The organism is Nocardia sp. NPDC003979 (assembly GCF_053605015.1).
This window is the reverse complement of sequence record NZ_JBSGIJ010000029.1, coordinates 1-17,313: the sequence shown is the minus strand read 5'-3', so window position 1 is coordinate 17,313 and position 17,313 is coordinate 1. Positions and strand designations below refer to the sequence as shown.

20 protein-coding genes are annotated in these 17,313 nt (G+C 67.2%); all 20 read left to right on the top strand.

The genetic code is table 11. From position 1 onward, the window contains the following. Window positions 1–27: 27 nt before the first annotated feature. The 20 genes from ACWEVR_RS31815 (at window position 28) to ACWEVR_RS31720 (ending at window position 17,269) form a co-directional block, all read left to right on the top strand. On the top strand, window positions 28–216 hold the full coding sequence (locus ACWEVR_RS31815) for a hypothetical protein (protein ID WP_452469919.1): 189 nt from the start codon (window positions 28–30) through the stop codon (window positions 214–216). Further along, window positions 191–1,582 (top strand): cutinase family protein, encoded by a 1,392-nt coding sequence (locus ACWEVR_RS31810; protein WP_452469918.1) that lies wholly within the window; start codon window positions 191–193, stop codon window positions 1,580–1,582. The genes ACWEVR_RS31815 and ACWEVR_RS31810 overlap by 26 nt, the downstream gene beginning before the upstream one ends. A 113-nt stretch (window positions 1,583–1,695) precedes the next feature. Next, window positions 1,696–2,367 carry a hypothetical protein gene (locus tag ACWEVR_RS31805; RefSeq protein ID WP_452469917.1) on the top strand — a complete coding sequence of 224 codons (672 nt, stop codon included), beginning with the start codon at window positions 1,696–1,698 and terminating at the stop codon, window positions 2,365–2,367. Then, complete coding sequence (locus ACWEVR_RS31800) at window positions 2,367–3,017, top strand: DUF6668 family protein (RefSeq protein WP_452469916.1); 651 nt, start codon at window positions 2,367–2,369, stop codon at window positions 3,015–3,017. The genes ACWEVR_RS31805 and ACWEVR_RS31800 overlap by 1 nt, the downstream gene beginning before the upstream one ends. 2 nt (window positions 3,018–3,019) lie before the next feature. Next, window positions 3,020–3,316, top strand: coding sequence for a hypothetical protein (locus ACWEVR_RS31795; protein WP_067641759.1), 297 nt, complete (start codon window positions 3,020–3,022; stop codon window positions 3,314–3,316). 1 nt (window position 3,317) lies between these two features. After that, window positions 3,318–4,181 carry an alpha/beta fold hydrolase gene (locus tag ACWEVR_RS31790; RefSeq protein ID WP_452469915.1) on the top strand — a complete coding sequence of 288 codons (864 nt, stop codon included), beginning with the start codon at window positions 3,318–3,320 and terminating at the stop codon, window positions 4,179–4,181. Beyond that, window positions 4,178–4,408 (top strand): hypothetical protein, encoded by a 231-nt coding sequence (locus ACWEVR_RS31785; protein WP_452469914.1) that lies wholly within the window; start codon window positions 4,178–4,180, stop codon window positions 4,406–4,408. The genes ACWEVR_RS31790 and ACWEVR_RS31785 overlap by 4 nt, the downstream gene beginning before the upstream one ends. Window positions 4,409–4,425: 17 nt before the next feature. After that, window positions 4,426–5,067, top strand: a complete 642-nt coding sequence (locus ACWEVR_RS31780) for a hypothetical protein (RefSeq protein WP_452469913.1) — start codon at window positions 4,426–4,428, stop codon at window positions 5,065–5,067. Between the two features lie 13 nt (window positions 5,068–5,080). Further along, window positions 5,081–5,878 carry a hypothetical protein gene (locus ACWEVR_RS31775; RefSeq protein WP_452469912.1) on the top strand — a complete coding sequence of 266 codons (798 nt, stop codon included), beginning with the start codon at window positions 5,081–5,083 and terminating at the stop codon, window positions 5,876–5,878. 122 nt (window positions 5,879–6,000) lie between these two features. Beyond that, the gene (locus tag ACWEVR_RS31770) at window positions 6,001–7,296 is read left to right on the top strand and encodes a hypothetical protein (protein ID WP_452469911.1); all 1,296 of its coding nucleotides are present in this window, start codon (window positions 6,001–6,003) and stop codon (window positions 7,294–7,296) included. After that, complete coding sequence (locus tag ACWEVR_RS31765) at window positions 7,293–8,765, top strand: SCO6880 family protein (protein ID WP_452469910.1); 1,473 nt, start codon at window positions 7,293–7,295, stop codon at window positions 8,763–8,765. The genes ACWEVR_RS31770 and ACWEVR_RS31765 overlap by 4 nt, the downstream gene beginning before the upstream one ends. After that, entirely contained in the window at window positions 8,762–10,489 is a 1,728-nt protein-coding gene (locus tag ACWEVR_RS31760; RefSeq protein ID WP_452469909.1) for a hypothetical protein, read from the top strand. Before ACWEVR_RS31765 ends, ACWEVR_RS31760 begins: the two co-directional genes overlap by 4 nt. Window positions 10,490–10,682: 193 nt before the next feature. Beyond that, a complete protein-coding gene (locus ACWEVR_RS31755) occupies window positions 10,683–11,264 on the top strand; it encodes a hypothetical protein (protein WP_452469908.1) in 582 nt (193 codons plus the stop codon). 406 nt (window positions 11,265–11,670) lie between these two features. Beyond that, window positions 11,671–13,161 carry a peptidoglycan DD-metalloendopeptidase family protein gene (locus ACWEVR_RS31750; protein ID WP_452469907.1) on the top strand — a complete coding sequence of 497 codons (1,491 nt, stop codon included), beginning with the start codon at window positions 11,671–11,673 and terminating at the stop codon, window positions 13,159–13,161. 10 nt (window positions 13,162–13,171) lie between these two features. Next, entirely contained in the window at window positions 13,172–13,735 is a 564-nt protein-coding gene (locus tag ACWEVR_RS31745; protein ID WP_452469906.1) for a hypothetical protein, read from the top strand. 73 nt (window positions 13,736–13,808) lie between these two features. Continuing rightward, entirely contained in the window at window positions 13,809–14,639 is an 831-nt protein-coding gene (locus ACWEVR_RS31740) for a hypothetical protein (RefSeq protein WP_452469905.1), read from the top strand. 24 nt (window positions 14,640–14,663) lie between these two features. Then, complete coding sequence (locus tag ACWEVR_RS31735; RefSeq protein WP_452469904.1) at window positions 14,664–15,314, top strand: hypothetical protein; 651 nt, start codon at window positions 14,664–14,666, stop codon at window positions 15,312–15,314. Window positions 15,315–15,526: 212 nt separating this feature from the next. Further along, window positions 15,527–15,850, top strand: coding sequence for a hypothetical protein (locus ACWEVR_RS31730; protein ID WP_452469903.1), 324 nt, complete (start codon window positions 15,527–15,529; stop codon window positions 15,848–15,850). Then, the gene (locus ACWEVR_RS31725) at window positions 15,850–16,875 is read left to right on the top strand and encodes a hypothetical protein (protein ID WP_452469902.1); all 1,026 of its coding nucleotides are present in this window, start codon (window positions 15,850–15,852) and stop codon (window positions 16,873–16,875) included. Before ACWEVR_RS31730 ends, ACWEVR_RS31725 begins: the two co-directional genes overlap by 1 nt. Next, window positions 16,850–17,269 (top strand): hypothetical protein, encoded by a 420-nt coding sequence (locus ACWEVR_RS31720; protein ID WP_452469901.1) that lies wholly within the window; start codon window positions 16,850–16,852, stop codon window positions 17,267–17,269. The genes ACWEVR_RS31725 and ACWEVR_RS31720 overlap by 26 nt, the downstream gene beginning before the upstream one ends. Window positions 17,270–17,313 lie beyond the last annotated feature (44 nt).

Below are 17,313 nucleotides of genomic sequence, written 5' to 3'. Positions count from 1 at the left end.
CTCGACGGTGAAAGGAAGCCGAATCCGATGAACCACAACACAACTCAGCGCAGGGCCTGCGCCATCGCGGCCGCATGTCTGACCGTGATCTTCATCGGTGCGGCACCAGCCCTGGCCGAGCCCACCGCCAGCGCACCTGGCCCGTCGCCGACGTCGGGCGAACCTGGCACCTCGGCCTGCCCTGCCTTGTATGTGCTGGGCGTGCAGGAGCGGTGAGGAAGGCGCCGCCACCACCGCCGACACCGGCGATACCGGAATGCTGGGCCAGGCTTTCGGCAGGTTGGGTGCCGCCGCGGGCACGGCGATCGAGCGGTCATACATCGTCGTTGGCGCCGAGGTGAACACAACGAACTACCCCGGAGCGGCGACCGCGGCAGCCGATCAGATCGAACAGCGCGCCGGTGAGGTCATCGACCGGTGCCCATCGACACAGATCGCGGTCGCCGGCTATGCCCAAGGTGCTGCTGCGGCAGCCGCTTTCGCGGAAAAGGCCGGGTCGGGGCAGTCTCGAGTCCCTGCGGAGAAGGTCGCAGGGATCGCGTTGCTGGCCAACCCGTCGCGGCGCGCAGCGACCGGTGCTCTGCCAGGCACCGACAAAGCGGAAGTCCCGTCCGCGCCTTCCGGCACGCACGGAACCGCGGTGTCGAAGATCAAGCTGACCAACATCGGCTTGTCCGGTGCCGGGATCGCCGCCGACGAGACACCGGCCAATTTCGGGTCCCTGGTCGGTCGGGTGGCTGATCTGTGTGTGGCCGGTGATGCCACCTGCGACGTCCAGTTCGGGAGCCCGTTGCTCACGGCGGTTGCCAACATCACCGGACAAGCCGAGGGCAAGGACCCGGTCGCCGCGATCGCCACCGTCGCCCAAGCCCTGGCCTCCACCGCCTTCACCACCGCGGTCGGGGTCATCAACGACGACATCACCGGCACCAGCCTGGATCAACTGGCCTACACCCCCGACCAAACCCTCGGCCAGCGCATCGCTGCCGCGTCCTCACCGTCGGCTACAACACCGACCGAGTCCGACGCGCTCTCGGCGCTGTTCAAGATCGGCACGATCGGTTTGAACGCCGTGGTGTCGGTGGCACAGAAGGTCTTCACCGCCACGACAATCGCCGAACTCGCCGCAGTCGGTCTGTCCAACCCCGCCGCCGCGGTCGCGGTGCTCGGCACGAAAGTCGCTGACGCGGTGGTGGATCTGGTGCCGCCCCAGTCGATCAGTACCTGGGTCAACGACGCGTTCGAGGCGATCACCTCCACCATCACCGATCCCCAGGACCTCTACACGACCTCGGCGACCGCCCAATACAGCAACGCCACTGGGCGACGCAGCAGCTACAGCACCGTCTCGGTCACCGCAGGTGGCGATACCCCGCTGGCCGCGACGACCGCTTGGTTCACCGCGATTGCCCACGACCTCACTGCCACCGCGACGCCGTCGGCGAAGCAACCGACACCCTCGAATAACGCGACGACTCCGACCAGTCCGCACCCGGCTCCCTCGCCTACCGCAGTGAAACCCGGTGTCACACAGACCGGTTCGCCCTCGGCCACGGCCAGTGAGCCGTCGGCGCACCCCTAGACCCCTTCGGAGCACGAATCGAGCAGCCAGCCTTCCCCCTGGTCAGCGGCTCTTCCAGCGGCGTGCTCCGAAGGGCCCGACCACCACCCAACCGAACCGAGGAGGTGAACAACATGCCCACCGAAGACCTGAGCCATAACCATGGTGCCGCTTGGCTATACAAGCCCGCCAACCCGGACCCCCACCCCGACGAACCCCATCAGGTCAGCGAACAGCTCCACGCCCGATCAATACCGCGCCACGCGCCGACGCGGCGGTCACGCATCGTTGCGCTGAGCGCCGCCGCCGGCATCCTTACCGGTTCGGTCGCTGCCGTCGCGGTGGACATGTCGGGCAGCGACCACACCGGCACCGCCGCCTCTGTCTCCACCTCCGCAACCAGCTTGACCGCCCTTACCTCTACTGTCGCCGCCACCGAGCGGGCCTGTGCCGGGCTCTCTGCGCAAACGGTGACAGCGGGCGCCGGGGACACCAGGACCGTCGCCGGTGTGATCGCGGCGTTCGAGTTCGCCTATTACGTCACACGCAGCGCTGAGGAAGCGCTGCGGTTGGTGACCCCGCAGGCCGGGATCGTGCCTGAACCGTTGGCCGCTGCGATCACGGCGCTGCCGATCGGCACCAGCCACTGCGTCGGCATCACTCCGATTGCGGAGAACACCGCCGAGGTCCACCTGGTGGAACTGCATCCCGACGGCCGCCGCTTCGACTACCTGCAGCTGATCAACGTATCCGCCGCAGCTGCTGGCGAATTGGTCATCACCAACATCCAGAAGCGAGGCAGCTGATGCCCGCGCTGATCCTTCACGAGCATCCTCTCGCCGTGATCGGCGGCTGTCGGTTGGACCCGGCCACGGTGACCCCGCCACTGCGCGTCGCCAGCATCCGCGTACAACCCCTGCCGACTACCCGAGCGCATCCACCGGCGGTCGCGATCGTCGGCGCTCACGGGGGAGCGGGGACCTCGACGCTGGCACGGTGGTGGGCGCCCGCTGCGGACTGCGGGCAGTCCTGGCCGGGCTCGCCGCAGACCACCCAACGTGTCGTTGTGGCGGCACGGTTGTGCCTGCCAGGGCTGATCGCTTGCGCGGACCGGTTGCGTGAATGGCACGCGGGAGCAGCACCCGAAGGTGTCCAGGTCGTCGGTGTCGTACTCAGTGCCGCCCGCCCGGGCCGAGTCCCAGCATCGGTGCGCCGCTACCGGGCCGTAGTCGAAGAGCTGGCCGAGCACGTGTGGGAGATCGGCTGGCATGACGAGCTCATCGAACGCGAACTCAGCGAACTCGCCGAGTTCAGCCCCTTCGGCCCGGTCCCGCAACGCCGCGCCCGTCTGACCGAAGCGGTGCCTCTGGATGTTCATCACGTCGGCAGCGAGCTCATCGACGCCCTCGCCCGCACGACCAAAAACCCTATCGACCAACACGATTCGGAGAAATGACGATGTCGGTTCTATCCGTCGTGGGCGACAGCGTGACGGTGCTGGCCCAAGAGATCAAGATCAACCCAACCGTCCCGCCGGGCGGAGACAAGCTGACCAACCTGGTCGGCTACCTGTCCTGGCTGGTCATCTTGGCCGGGGTAGCAGCCCTGATCTATGCCGGGGGCAAGTTCGGGTGGGAACGCTGGCACGGCGGCGCGGTCGAATCACCCAAGATCGTGTTCGCGGCCATGGTCGGCGGCATCATCGCCACTTCCGCCGGCGCCATCATGAACGCCGCCGTCACCGGAGGGTCCTGACATGCAGGCACCCCAGTACCGCCACGAAACCCGCCGCACCACAACTGATTCACACGCTGTGACCATCACCGCCGCCGATGGCACAGTGCTGATGGGAACCCGATTCGGGAAACCGGACGCCGCGCTGACCGTCGTCTACCTGCCCGGACCACTGGCAGACGCAACGCATTTCGCGCCGATGATCACGCTGATCGACCGACACCTCCGCGCCGAGGTCGCCCAGCTGGTCTACGACCAGCGTGGCCACGGCAACGACCTGCCGCTGCACCCCGGCCCGGCGGGAATGGCCCAACTCGTCGAGGACCTGGACACCGTCCTCTCCCAGGTTGACGGTCGCGTGGTGCTGGTCGTGCATTCACTGGCCGCGATCGTCGCTCAGGAATGGCTGTACCACCACCGACGAAACCCCGCCCGCATCGATGCGATCGTCGCGATCACACCGGTGTCAGAACTACCCGATCACGACAAAGCCCTCACCGAACACCCCACGGGGGCGGCCCTGCGAGCCGGTCGACGTCTCATCCACCAACTTTCCACAGCCCTGGGCGAGCACCGCCTCCACACCGACGCCGAACTCGAGGCCGCCCGCCACACCCTGCGTGCGTATCGGCGCTGCGGGGCCGACCTAGCGGTGGTCGAAGACCTGTTGCGCGCGACACCGACCTGGATCGTGGCCGGGCACGCAGACCCCGTCGCAAGCTACGGGCGGGTCACGGAACTGGCGGAAACGGTGTGGGCAGAACTGAGCAGCCTGCCCGACGGAGGCCATGACCTGGCCCGAACCTTTCCTCAGCTGCCCGCCGCCGCAGTGTCCTCCGCGATCCGGGTGGCCCGCGACGCCGATCGATTCGGAGGCCACTGGTGATCGCCGCACCGCTGCCCGCGCAGGTCTTGGCGCCGCTGACACAGCTGCTGAACTGGCTGGCCTGGTTCGTGCTGCTGCTGTGCGTGGCGCGGGCGACCTTCGTCGGCGGCCAACTCGCCCTGCGGATTTACCGCGAAGAAGCGATCGAGGGGTTCATCGGATCCCTGCTCGCCGCCGCACTCCTCGGCTCGGCCAGCGCCCTGGCCATCGCCATCCTGCCCACCTAAAACCACAGGACACCGCAATGCCACAAAAACTCTCGATACTCGGCAGCCGGACGCTCACCGCCTGGATCATGCTCGCTGCGGCGGGCACCGCGACAGCCTGTGGCGGCACCGAGCCCGGTGAGGACCAGCGTCTCCCAATCGCCAACACCGCAGAACAGCTGGTCCCCACTGGGCTGAGCTGGCGGACCTATCAGGGCATCGACCTGCCCACCGCGGTAGAAGGCCCACGCGTGGTAGACGGTGCGACCGCCACCGACTTCGACCGGTCCCCGGCCGGTGCCGCCCTGGCCGCCATCCACACGACCGTGCGCATCTCGGTCGCACCCGACGGGCAGTGGGCCGCGGTCGGGCAGCGCATGATCGCCCCCGGCCCAGGCCGGGATGCCTGGGCCACAGCACGCGCCCAGATCTCGATCACCACCCCGGCCACCGACGCGGTGCCCAAGATCCTCGGCTACGTCGTCGCCGCCTACACCGACACAGAAGCCCAGATCCAGACCTACTCCATTTATCCGGACAACTCGACCACTCGCAACACCGCCACCGTCATCTGGGCCACCGACGGGTGGCGACTGCGACTGCCCGACACGGTGACCGAAAGCCCGGTCACCGCAGTGGATTCCATACCCAACGACATGGTTGCCCTGCCGAAACCGTGAGGATCAATTTCTGATGCGCTCGATGCGAACCCTGCTCATACTGCTCAGCATCATCGCCGCAGTGGTGATTGTCGTGTTCGTCCTGACCGTCACAGGCGACGACCCGACCAACACCACCGAACCCCGTGGTCAGAGCGGGCAACCCATCACGATCGTGGTGTCACCGACGACACCGACAGCAGCGCGTCCGCCGACGGTCGACATGTTCGGCAACCGGCTCGAAGTCCCTGCCGAGCAAGCCGGTGCGGCGTTGCCGCAGACCGTCGAGGAGCGAACCGACCCGACGCGACCGGACTATCTGAGCGCACCACCAGCTCGATTGCAGTGGCAACGAATTTGGGACGGCGCGGCAGTGCCGGTCTCAGGAAGCGACGGCCCTGCCCGTATCGACGCCGGTGTGGCCGAGGGGTTCGCACGCACACCGCAAGGTGCCGCACTGGCGGCGATGGACGCCATCGGGCGGGCCTACGCCGCACCAGAGCCGATCTGGCAAAAGGTCGTACGGGAGCGCTTTTACGGCGGCGGGGACACATTGATCGACCAGTTCGCCCGCTCCCGAACCAGCGCCCCAGGAATGGCACGCTACGTCACCGTCCCTGAAGGTGTCCGGGTTGAACCCGGCTACCGCGACGACCTCGCTGTGGTTCAGCTCGCGGTCCGTTCGACGACGGGGTACGCGATCGCGACCTGGCCGATGGTCTGGGTCGATGGTGATTGGCGTATCCGCACGCCCGAGGTCATCGAGACGCTGTGGCGTCCAGCCACACCCGTCGCCTCGATGGCGGGGTTCGGCCGCTGGAGGCAGTCGTGAGTGTCCTCGCCGCACCGGTCGCACCGGGAGACGGTGTTCATGCCCAAATTGTTCCCGATCTCGCCTGTCTGGCGGTGCCCGGAGTACAGGAAGCATGCCGGCTCGCGGACCTCGCTGGGGAGGTGGCTGAGGCGGCGAGCGACTCGGTGATCGGCAGCATCGCTGCCGATCTCATCGACAGCCTGGTGAGCGGGTTGCGGTTAGTGATGGCGTGGTGGACGACCTTCCCGTCACCGGAACTGACGACCTCCCAGGGACAGCCCGCCCCGGTGCTCGCCCAAATACGTGAATACACCAGTGGGCTACAGGTGGTGCTGCTCACCGCCGGGATCATGTTCGCCGCCGCGCGGCTGGCATTGGCCAAGCGGGGCGCCGCGGCAGGGGAAGCGCAGGAAAGCTTCCTGATGTTGGCACGGGCGACGTTCGGGGCGATGACCTTCGGTGTACTGATCACCGTCGCGACCACGGCCGGGGACGAGTTCGCCTCCTGGGTCGTCTTCGACGCCGCTCGCGGCGACCTGGACACCGCTGTCGGTCGCATCGCCGACCCACGGATCACAGGCAATCTCGGCTCCGGGATCCTGCTCGTTCTCGGCGTTCTCGGCGCGATCAGCCTGCTGGTTCAACTCGTCATGCTGGTGATCCGACAGGCCCTTCTCGTTGTCGTTGTCGCAGTGATTCCGATGGCGGCGGCAGCATCGGGCACCGGGCCCGGTTCACAAGCCTACAAACGGCTGGTGGCGTGGTCGCTGGCGTTCGTGCTGTGGAAGCCGGTGGGGGCATTGGTCTATGCCATCGCGTTCGCCGTCACCGGCACTGAGGACGACCCAGATCCTCAGTTGGTCCTTCTGGGAATGATCTTGATGTTGATGAGCGTGATCGTCCTACCAGCATTGATCCGCTTGATCGCCCCGGCAGTGGCCACCCTCGGCGGCGGTGGCGGAGCAGCAGCGGCGTTGGCCGGTGCCGGTGCGGGTATCGCGATGTCGGCAGTCGGCAGCGGGGGGTCTCAGGCCCGAAAGATGTCCGAGGCAGAGAACTCTGGTTCGTCGGGCACCCCGCCCAGCTCAGGGGGTCCTCCATCGCCGCCAGGTGGAGCCGAAGGCGCCCGCCAGATATCGCCCCCTTCGGGCACACCGCCCGGAAGCACACCATCCTCGTCCGGAAACAGTGCACCAACGCCCACACCACCGGTCGGAGCGGGTTCGGGCAATGGGGGTGCTTCGGTCCCCACTGCAGGTGGTGAGGGCAATCCCGCAGCGCCCGAGGGGCTGGGGGCGGGTTCGTCGGCGGCATCGGCGGGTGCCCAGCTCGCCGTCGGCGCGGTGCAAGGCACCGCTTCGGCCACGGAACGCTCGGTCCCCGAATCGCCACAAATAGATCCAGATTCGCTCGGTCCTGGGGAGGTTCGCCGATGAGCACACGGATGTATGGGCGGTGGGAACAGCCGCGCTCGGCCGGGTTCTTCGGATTGACCTGGGGTGTGTCGCTCCTCGGGCTCGGCCTGGTGATCACGGTGATGGTGTCGTTCATGATCACCCGCTCCCTCGGATTCGCGGGCGCGGTCCTGGCTGGGTCGGCGGTGATGTTCATCCCGTTGGCGGTGACCCGCAACGGGCGTACGGGGTGGGAACTGTTGCTGTTGCGGGTTCAGTTCGCGCGTGCGCGTTCTCGCGGTGAGCTGACCTACCGTTCGGGTCGGTTCTCGCGCCTGCCGGGGTTGGCGAAATTGCCGGGGTTGCTGGCTGATTCGCGTTTGACCGAGTACGAGACGCCGGGTGGGAAGCGGTTCGCGATGCTGCATATCCGGCGCAGCGATCACTACACAGTGGTCGTGCGGGTGATCCCGCGCGGCAAAGAACTCGTCGACCAGGCCCAGATCGATTCCTGGGTCGAGGGCTACGGCCAATTCCTGGCCTCGCAAAGCCGCGGTGGAGAAGTGGTGGCGGTGACCGCGGTGCTGGACAACGTCGTGGAAACCCGGTTGAAGCAAACCCGGGAAGTCACCCGCCTGATCCGCCCGAGTGCCCCCGAGTTCGCCAAGACGGTGATGACCGAAGCCGCTGCCGACAGCGGTGGGGTCGGGGTGCGGATCGAAGCGCGGATCGCGATCACCTATCGGGCGATCGGCAAGGGCCGTATCCGCCGTGATCAGGCCGAGCAGGCCCGTGAGATCGGGCAACGCCTGCAATCGGTGTTGTCCCAGCTCGCCCGCGCCGGCCTGCCCGCCACACCCCTGCAAGCGTGGGAGGTGCTGGGATTGGTGCGCAGCCGGTTCGACCTGGCCGCGCAGCGTGATGTGGAGGCGGCCGGGGATCGGATCGTGGAGTCGCAGTCGTGGGACTCGGTCGGCCCGCTGGCCCACCACGATCGGTGGGATCACTACGTCCACGACGGTGCCCGTTCGATCACCTGGGAAATGGACGGCGCACCGCGCGGTGCGGTGATGGAAACCGTCCTCGAGGAACTGCTACGTCCGCGCCCGGACGTCCCACGTAAACGGGTCGCGATCGTCTACCGCCTGCATTCGGCAGCGGAGGCGACCTCCCTGGTCGATTCGGACTTCCGTGACGCGGTCGCCGCCGAACAGACCGAACGGGGGATTTCCTCGGCAGCGGCCCGCATCCGGGTCGGCAACACCTCCGCCGCCCGGGAGGAGCAAGCTCGCGGGGCGGGGTTGACCCGGTTCGGGGTGTTGGTGACGGTGACCGATCACCTCGACGCGGACCTGCCGGGCATCGAGGCCTCGGTCAAAGGGATGGCGGCGGCGTCACGGTTGACGGTGCGCCGCTGCTACGGCTATCAGGCCGCCGGTTTCGCCGCCTCGCTCGGGATCGGGCTGATCCTGCCTGAACACGCCTCCATCTCCGAACGGGTCTCGGGATGAACGAGCACACGAACAGCTCGCCCGACCGAGGCAAGCCCGCGAGAACCGAAATCATCGAGGGCATCAGGGTTCTGAGCAGAACCCGCCGAGCAGAACTCAAGGCCGCGGCCACACAGGCCGGATTGCGGGGTCGGCGGGCACGGATGCTGCTGTCCAGTGACGATCATCGCCGTGCGACCGCGGCACGGCGGCGTGACGGTAACGCCGGGGATGGGTTCGATCTGACCGCGCCGATGTTGACCGACCGCGGCTACGCCGGTGCCGGTGGTGGTCGTGCGTCGGTGGTGCCGCGCACCCCGGAGTGGCGCGGCACGACTGTGCAGGTGGCGGGTTTGTGGCCGTTCTGTGTCGGGGCCAGCGCCCCGACCGCGGGTGTGCCCGTCGGCAGCCACTACATCACCGGTGCCCCGGTGCATTTCGACCCGATGTCATGGTTCCTGCGGGGGTTCATCACCGCGCCGATCGCGTTCGTGTTGGCGCTCAACGGGTTCGGCAAGTCCTCGCTGATCCGGCGCATCATGACGGGCGCGGTCGCGGCGGGGGAGACCGTGCTGTGCATGGGCGACACCAAAGGCGAGTACCGCGACCTCGTCGAGCGCCTCGACGGACAAGTCGTCGATGTCGGCTACGGCCACGGCACCATCAACCCCCTCGACGTCGGCGCCCTCGGCGCCGTCATCGCCGCACTGACTGATGCCGATCAGCGCCGTCAGGTGATGGCCCGGGTCGAAGCGGGACAGATCAACATCGTCGCCGGGTTGATCGAGCTGGTGCGCGGTGCGCGGGTCGAGGACTACGAGGAAGTGCTGCTCGCCGCCGGTCTGCGCGAGCTCTACAGCTCGGCCGGTGGTTTCACCCAGCAGAACCCGCCGCTGCTGGAAGACCTGCTGGCGGTGATCTCGGCGGGCGGGGAGCGGTTGCGTGCGTTCGCCGAAGAAGATGACGAACTCGCTTACCGGGCCGCGACGAAACCGTTGCGCCGGTCGATGCGGGCTTTGGTCGAAGGCCCTTTCGGGGCGATCTTCAACGGACCCACCTCGACGCGGCTGGATGTGTCGAGTCCCGCGATCTGCATCGACATCTCCCGCATCCCCGAAGGCGACACCAAACTGCTGGCCGCGGTCCTGATGACCTGCTGGTCCGACGGTTTCGGCGCGGTCGCCGCCGCCCACGCCCTGGCCGACGCTGGGCTGGCCCCTGCGCGGACGTTCGAGGTGGTGATGGATGAGATCTGGCGGGTGCTCGGCGTCGGGGAATTCATGGTCGACCGCGTCGACGCGCTGACCCGGCTCAATCGTGGTCTGGCGACGGGGCTGATCATGTGCTCGCACACCATCAAAGACCTCGCTGCCTTCGATTCCCCTGCCGCACAAGCCAAGGCGCTCGGGTTCTTCGAACGTGCCCGGGCGAAGATCATCGGCCCGGTCGGCCCCGAAGAAGCGAACCGTATCGCCGCGGTGGCGGGGATGACCGACACTGAGAAACTGCTGGTCACCTCCTGGGCGGCGCCGCGCCCACCGAGTGACGACGACCTCGACACCTCTCGGCGCGAGATACCGCCGGGCACCGGGTGTTACCTGCTCAAGACCGGAGAAGCCGAACAGCCCGGCATCCCGTTCCGGATGGTGTTCACCCCCACCGAACGCGACTCCGAGATCCACAACACCAACCGCCGCTTCGACAACCTCGGCCAAACCTCCGCCGGGTCGGTGAACCCGCCATGAGTACCGGTCCGACGATTCGCGGCGACCTGGCAATTCACCGGCCTCCATTTGTCGCCCCGCGAGTTCGGCGCAGGCCCGGGTTGGCATATCAGCGCCACGAAATCGTTTACCCGACTTCAAATACATTGGAGGACAGTTTGTTTCGCCCACACAACGAGTACGACACCGTCCCGACTACATACGAGGTAATTCGATGAACGAGCCAGTTGATTTCGTCGTATTGCAGACAGACCGCACAGCCGTTTACGGGCGAGGTGATGTCGAGGACATGATGGATGTGCTCGAGGTCGACCGGCTGCGCATGCGATGGTCCCTGGCCGACCGGGCCCAGGTCTGGTACGTCCCGGACGCGGACGGGCCGAACCCGCTCAGCGAGCAGATCCTGACCCGCCTCGGATACCGCGATCCGACCGGCTGGACCGGGCCGATCGCCCTCACGACACGCACCGAACCATTCGACACCGCTGCACCTTTCGCAGACGACGTGCGTGAGCTGGTGAACGAGGTGGTCACCACCGCCGGTGGGGAGGTCACCTACGCCACAGCCTCGGAGACGAGCCCGACCGTGAGGGCCCACACGAGCATCGTGGTGAGCGCACGCGACCGGCCAGCCGACGCCGCTGACGCTATCGACCCCCAACCGGAGATCGCGGAGGCCGTGAATGCCGCACTCGGCGACGGTGGCCCAGATTTCGAGTCCCCCGACCACACCGAGGCCGACATAGCACCGCCCGGATCTACCCACGACACCGCAATCGGCCCAGATTTCGCCTGACGAAATCCAACTGGCACTTCGCCACCGTAGACGAGTAATTCTCGCACACCCATTGATAGGTGAGAAATCAATGAAACCAAATTTCGACACATCAGCGAGAACGGCATGGTTCGCGCACGAAACACCGCGTGGAACATCCCGTCCGGGCGACGCTGACAGAATTCGCGATGAGCACCGTTGAACGTGGCTCATGTCGATACCGCGCCCCCGCCGCCCGCACTTGCGCCACGCGCTCTGACCTGGAGGGCCGATGAGTGGCGCCGCGCGGGCAACGACTGCGGTCCTCGGCGCAGTCGTGTTGCTGGTTGTGCTGCTGTTGTTCGCCGGCAGTGCCCAGGAGCGCGGCTGCGCACCGTCCACAGCGACGAATCAAGCGCCCTCATCCGGTACGGCGAGGACGATGCCGATGACTGAGGGCACCTACACCCTGACCTCGGGTTTCGGAATGCGTTGGGACACAATGCATCAAGGCCAAGACTTCGCCGCCGCACCCAAGACCCCGATCTACGCGGTCGCCGACGGGGTCGTCGTGCGGGTGGGCGAGGCCAGTGGGTTCGGGATCTGGGTGGTCATCGACCACAACATCGACGGCGAGACCGTGTCCTCGGTCTACGGGCACATGTTCGCCGACGACATCGAGGTCGAACAAGGCCAAACCGTTCGGATCGGGCAGCTGATCGCCGGAGTCGGCTACAACGGTCAGACCGTCCCCGCAGGCCCGGACGGTGCGCATCTACACCTGGAAATCTGGACCGGCGGAGGACGATTCGGCGGCGGCACCGCGGTCGATCCGATGCCGTGGCTGCACAGTGGGTCGGCGCCGACCAGCTCCGTCGGATCGACCGACCCCGCCCCATCGACGACGCCGGGCCCGAGCGGGAGCTCGGTGATCGAAGCCGCAACACAGGCAGGGTCTGAACTGCCCGCGATGCCCGTGGCGATCGGGTCCGAACGCGGTTTGCAGGTCGACACGATCCGGTTGGCCCGCACCATCGTTCAGCAGTTTCCGCAGGTGCGTGAGATCGGTGGGCAGCGTGAGGACCCGTTGCCCGATCACCCGAGCGGGCGGGCGATCGACATCATGATCCCCGACGCGCTGTCGGGGCAGGGCAAAGCGCTCGGTGATCGGATCGCCGACTTCGTGATCACCAACGCTGCCGCGTTGCGCGTCGATTACCTGATCTGGCGTCAGACCTACCGTTCGGCCACCGGCGAGTCCAACCTGATGGAGGACCGCGGCAGTGTGACGGCGAACCACTTCGATCACGTTCATGTCACCACGCTGGGCGGCGGATACCCCGACGGCACACCGATCGGCCCGGTCACCACGGACTCCGCAGGGGCGGCGACCGCGACGGTGTGCGGGCCCGCCCTCGGCGACACCGACCTGGACCCCGGCACGGTCCCCGAGGAACTGCTGGCCTGGTATCAGCTGGGTGGGACCGTGTGTCCGCAGATCTCCTCGTCGTTGCTGGCGGCGCAGGGCAAACAGGAATCCGGGTTCCGGCGAGGGCTGACCTCCCCGGCTGGTGCGCAAGGGTTGGCCCAGTTCCTGCCTGGTACCGCGACCGCGCTCGCCTCGGACGGGCAACCGTATGTGATCGACGCCGACGGCAATGGTGTGGCGTCGGTGTGGGACGACGGCGACGCGATCATCGGCCAAGCCCGCTACATGTACGACATCGCCGACAAGGTCGACACCTGGATCAGAGAGGGCAAGGTCGTGGCCCCGAACGGGCCCGCCGAGCTCTATCTCGCCGGCTACAACGCCGGCGAACACGCGGTGCTGCGCTCGGGTGGATTCCCTGCGGGCTCACCGGATTACGAGATTCAGACCCGCCCGTATGTGGCCCGCATTCTCGCGTTGGCCACCGAAATGTCGACGACGCTGAGCTGAGGTCACCATGATGAAGCGTCTCCCTCTCGCCGCTGTGATCGTCGGTATTGCGGCCGTCCTGATTGCGCTCAGCACGGTACTGACAGGCGGCGCCGAGGAATCCGGGCCCGCGCCCGATACGCACACCCCTGGTGCCGCCCACGTGCAGGGACCCGAGCCGCAGGACGCCGACGCAGTGACCGTCACCCAGATGGGTTTGGCGGCAATGTTCTCCTGGCAGCCTCGCACCGATCCCGGCCCAGGTGCCGGGTTGGTTCGTGCCGCACCGTGGCTTACCGGCGAACTGGCCGCCTCGGCGGCGAGCAGCGGTCCCGCGAGCGTGCTGGCGCCGCTACCGGAATGGGCGGGCTGGCGCGACAGCAACGACATCGTCAGCGCCCTGGTCGACACCGAGCAAGCGGAAACCGGCGGGTCCGGACAGACGGTCGCAGCGACGGTGACCCAACAGGTGCTCCACCGAGACGGGTCCACCACCATGTACCAGCGGATGCGGGTGACCGTCACGGTTACTGAAACCCCGCAGGGGTGGCGGATGTCGAGCTACCGCATCACCTCGGTGACCGATCATGGTTGAGCGCACAACACCCCGCGACCCGGTCCGTCCTGTGCTGGCTCCGGCGTCTCACCACCTTGATGGCCGGGGTGCGGTGCTGCTGCATCGTCGGATGGCGGCGCTCATCCATAACGTCAGTGTCGATCTGAGGCAGTTGGCGCGGGAACCCCACAACCGCACCAAGACCTTTCGGGATCTGTCGGTCGTCGGTCGCGTCGTGCATGAACAGGCGGTGGCGATCGGTGTGCCCGCCGACTGGATCGCTCACGCGAAGAAGGCTGGTCAGCAAGGACGGCGAGCAACCGACGCAGCCTCGCTGCCGCCACGCCGTCCGGTGGCACGGTCGCTGCTGATCGCCCAGCTCCACCACCAGATCGACACACTCTCGGCCCTGGCCGCGGTTCGACCGGTCCGCCGCGACCATGCCACGGTGACCCCGCAGGCCGCTGACAAGTTGGCCGAGCATCTGCGGTTGCAGTGGTTGCGGGTGGCGATGGTCGCTACCGCCCTGGACGTCACCGAGGCCGAAACCATCGGTTGGTGGTCGCTCGAGGCTGCCGACTGGCGAGCCCGCCTGGACCAAGTCTCGCGACAGTCGGCACCCGATCAGGGGCGTCAATGGCGCGAACTCACCCACGTGGGCCGGGTGCGGGAAGGACGGATCCGGGTTGCGTCGATGCGGATGGTCGGCATCGACCTCACCGACAGCGCACCCCATCAACTGCCCCCGGCCCCGCACCTGCTCGAAACCACCGCCGAAAACGCCTGGCACACCGCCCCTTTAGAACCCGACAGTGGCGCCGGGATCGACGCGGCGATCGCCGCCACCGGCATCGAGGACAGCTACGGCATCGCAGACGGTGACCTATTCGACCTTCCCCCGCCCAGAGAGGGCGCGCACCCCCAGCTCGAACCAGATTTCTGACCCGATCGCTGCGAGGAGACCCCAATGACGACCAAGCCCACCTGCGGCTCGACCGCCCCCATCGCCCCCGAAGACATGGTCCGCGCCCGGACAGCCGAACTACAGACCTTCGCCACCACCAGCGAATTCGACAGTCTCGCAGCCGAATACGGTTTCACCACCGAGGACTTGTCGGACCGATACGTTCAAGCGTTGCTCGATGTCGCCGGGATCGATTACGACGGTCTGCGCCAGTCTGAAATCCTCTGGGCCACATCGGGTGCCAACCTTGTGCGCAAGGCCGCGACCGGCCCGGCGCTGACGGTGTGGTCGGCGGCGACCCTGGACGCCTTCACCGTGTGCGGGGCCTCCGGCCGCATGATCTGGCACGAACGCTTCGGCGCCGAGATGGTCGATGGGGTCGAGGCGGCCACCCTCTCGGCGGAGAAGGCGATCGAGTTGGCCGCGCACGCCCTGGTCGAGTGGGGTGGCGACGCTGGGGTCTTGCGGCTGAATCTGGCGCGCAGCCGCGGCCTGGACTTTGCGCGTCTCCGCAGCATCGCTACCACCGCGAGCCTGGTCCTCGACATCGCGACCGTGCCGGTGCGCAACCCCGCCGCCGAGCAATGCACCTGGCCCGACCAAGTCCGGTGGCGCACCGTCGACCTGCACGAACTCTGGGACGCAGCGTCATGAAACCCGCCCTGTTCACCTGCATTGCCCTCAGCGTGCTGACAGCGACTACAACGATGGTGAGTTGGTGCTCGACCGCTCATGCACCGGTGGTCGAACCGGGCTGTCGCGCCGAGGCGTTCCCACCATCACACACCGAGGTCGAGCCCTGTTCGGCGTCCGCGGTTCTCCAGGCCGTGGTGACCATGCTGTATCGGCTGGATCCGGATGCTGGAGTGGACGCACGTTCGACGTTCGAGGCCGCGCGACCGCTGATGTGGGCTGCGTACTCCACCGACGCCCGGATCGGGGTCTCGCTGTGGGCGCCGATCACCCCCGAGGTGTGGCAGGACTGGGTCGAGTCCCGAGTGTCGCTGCGCACCGACGCCTACTCGATTGACGACGGCCATCCGCCGGATACCGCAACCGCGTCGAGCCGGGTCTTCTCTGTCTCCCCTACCCCGGCTGACCGGGCACCGATCGTCTTCTCGGTGTTCGCGCGGTCGACTCGCGCGGGGGCCGAACGTGCATGGTTGGTCACCGAAATGCGGGTGTTGTGATGAGCGGGGATCCTGTCGAGGAAGGTGGGCAAGCGGTCCGGCAGGGGTTTCTGCAGGCGTTGCAGACCGCGCACACGACCAACGCGTTGTTCCGCAGCAGGGGAGGGGAGTCGCGCTCACGCGCGGAGTCCGACCAGCGGATTGCGAACGAAGCGGCCAAGAACCAACGGTCATGGATCGAGCACCAGGCCCGCCTCGGCAACCTGGGGACCGAGCAACAACTGGCCATGGCCAAGATCGCCGAGGTCCGCGCCCGCATCGACAACGCGGCCAAGATCACCGAGGTCGACGTTCGCCACAAAGAGGGCCAGATCAGCAGGGCTGAACAAGATTTGGCGCGTCGTGAGCTTGACGGTGAGTTGTCCCGGCAGCAGTGCAGCGAGGTGCATGCCGCGCGTATCGCCGGCTACACCAACCGCGAAGCCCGCGAGGTGGCGTTGCACGAGCTCGATGTCGAGCTCAAGGAGCTGATGATCGAGATTCGCCGCCGCGCAGCGGGATTCACCGACACCCTGCACCACACGGATGAACGAACCGGCGCCGCCAAGGCCGCCGCAACCCAGTTCGCCGCAGCCGACGCCACCCGCGACCTGTCCCCGGATGCCGAAGCCGCGAGCCGGGCCTATGAAGAGCGGTTCATCGATGACACCGGTTTGGACCCCGAAGAGTACTTCGCTGGCAACGCCGCGAATCAGTCCCAACGCAGACCGCGCGGCGTCGACGACGTGAGCGGGCTAGCCGCCGATCTCACCATGGACGCGCACCTGCACCACGAGTTCGGTTACCTCGCGGGCTATCTCGCTCCGACCAGCGGCCGGGCCGCTGAGGCGATTATCGACGCGGAGATCGTCGAGGACGGTGAATGGATCGAGGCCGCGGTTTCGGCGACTGCGGTTCACGACGTCGATCCCACCGCTGCTGATCCTGGCTTGGCCAGTGGGGGAGCAGACCCCTCACCTGCCCGCGCCACAGGCACCGAGCTCGAAATATGGCGCGGCGATGCCGACATGGGACGGGGCCGGTGAGATGTTCGAGCCGAATCCGGTGCAGGCCAAGCTGCTCAAGGCCATGCAGAACCTGGCCAGCGACAACCAGCACCTGATCGACCAATCTCGCACCGGCGACAATCAGGACTTGTCACCGATGGCATTGGCTCATCTGGATATCGGGCGCCGCACCCGGGAAAACCTGGAAGCGATCGCCACCGCGGTCGGAGTGCCGAAATCGGTGATCGACTACACCCGCGCCTGCGGCGAACGCGGACATCGCTGGGCACCCGGCCAACCATTGTTGAGCACTGAAGCGATCGATCGCGACACCCTGTTGCGCGGGCACCGTCGAGCGGTCGCGGAATTGCAGACGATGGCCGGGGTCGGGGCCGCTGCCGCGGGGGGGGGGGGGGGGGGGGGGGGGGGGTAGTAAGCAAAAAAGAGCGAGAAGGGGGAGGGAAGAGGGAAGAAGGA

Coding starts and splice junctions, on each gene's coding strand:
- ACWEVR_RS31750 (WP_452469907.1), top strand. CDS start 11,671: ATGACTGAGGGCACCTACACCCTGACCTCGGGTTTCGGAATGCGTTGG.
- ACWEVR_RS31745 (WP_452469906.1), top strand. CDS start 13,172: ATGAAGCGTCTCCCTCTCGCCGCTGTGATCGTCGGTATTGCGGCCGTC.
- ACWEVR_RS31775 (WP_452469912.1), top strand. CDS start 5,081: ATGCGCTCGATGCGAACCCTGCTCATACTGCTCAGCATCATCGCCGCA.
- ACWEVR_RS31795 (WP_067641759.1), top strand. CDS start 3,020: ATGTCGGTTCTATCCGTCGTGGGCGACAGCGTGACGGTGCTGGCCCAA.
- ACWEVR_RS31735 (WP_452469904.1), top strand. CDS start 14,664: ATGACGACCAAGCCCACCTGCGGCTCGACCGCCCCCATCGCCCCCGAA.
- ACWEVR_RS31810 (WP_452469918.1), top strand. CDS start 191: ATGTGCTGGGCGTGCAGGAGCGGTGAGGAAGGCGCCGCCACCACCGCC.
- ACWEVR_RS31805 (WP_452469917.1), top strand. CDS start 1,696: ATGCCCACCGAAGACCTGAGCCATAACCATGGTGCCGCTTGGCTATAC.
- ACWEVR_RS31760 (WP_452469909.1), top strand. CDS start 8,762: ATGAACGAGCACACGAACAGCTCGCCCGACCGAGGCAAGCCCGCGAGA.
- ACWEVR_RS31800 (WP_452469916.1), top strand. CDS start 2,367: ATGCCCGCGCTGATCCTTCACGAGCATCCTCTCGCCGTGATCGGCGGC.
- ACWEVR_RS31790 (WP_452469915.1), top strand. CDS start 3,318: ATGCAGGCACCCCAGTACCGCCACGAAACCCGCCGCACCACAACTGAT.
- ACWEVR_RS31815 (WP_452469919.1), top strand. CDS start 28: ATGAACCACAACACAACTCAGCGCAGGGCCTGCGCCATCGCGGCCGCA.
- ACWEVR_RS31780 (WP_452469913.1), top strand. CDS start 4,426: ATGCCACAAAAACTCTCGATACTCGGCAGCCGGACGCTCACCGCCTGG.
- ACWEVR_RS31725 (WP_452469902.1), top strand. CDS start 15,850: ATGAGCGGGGATCCTGTCGAGGAAGGTGGGCAAGCGGTCCGGCAGGGG.
- ACWEVR_RS31765 (WP_452469910.1), top strand. CDS start 7,293: ATGAGCACACGGATGTATGGGCGGTGGGAACAGCCGCGCTCGGCCGGG.
- ACWEVR_RS31720 (WP_452469901.1), top strand. CDS start 16,850: ATGCCGACATGGGACGGGGCCGGTGAGATGTTCGAGCCGAATCCGGTG.
- ACWEVR_RS31755 (WP_452469908.1), top strand. CDS start 10,683: ATGAACGAGCCAGTTGATTTCGTCGTATTGCAGACAGACCGCACAGCC.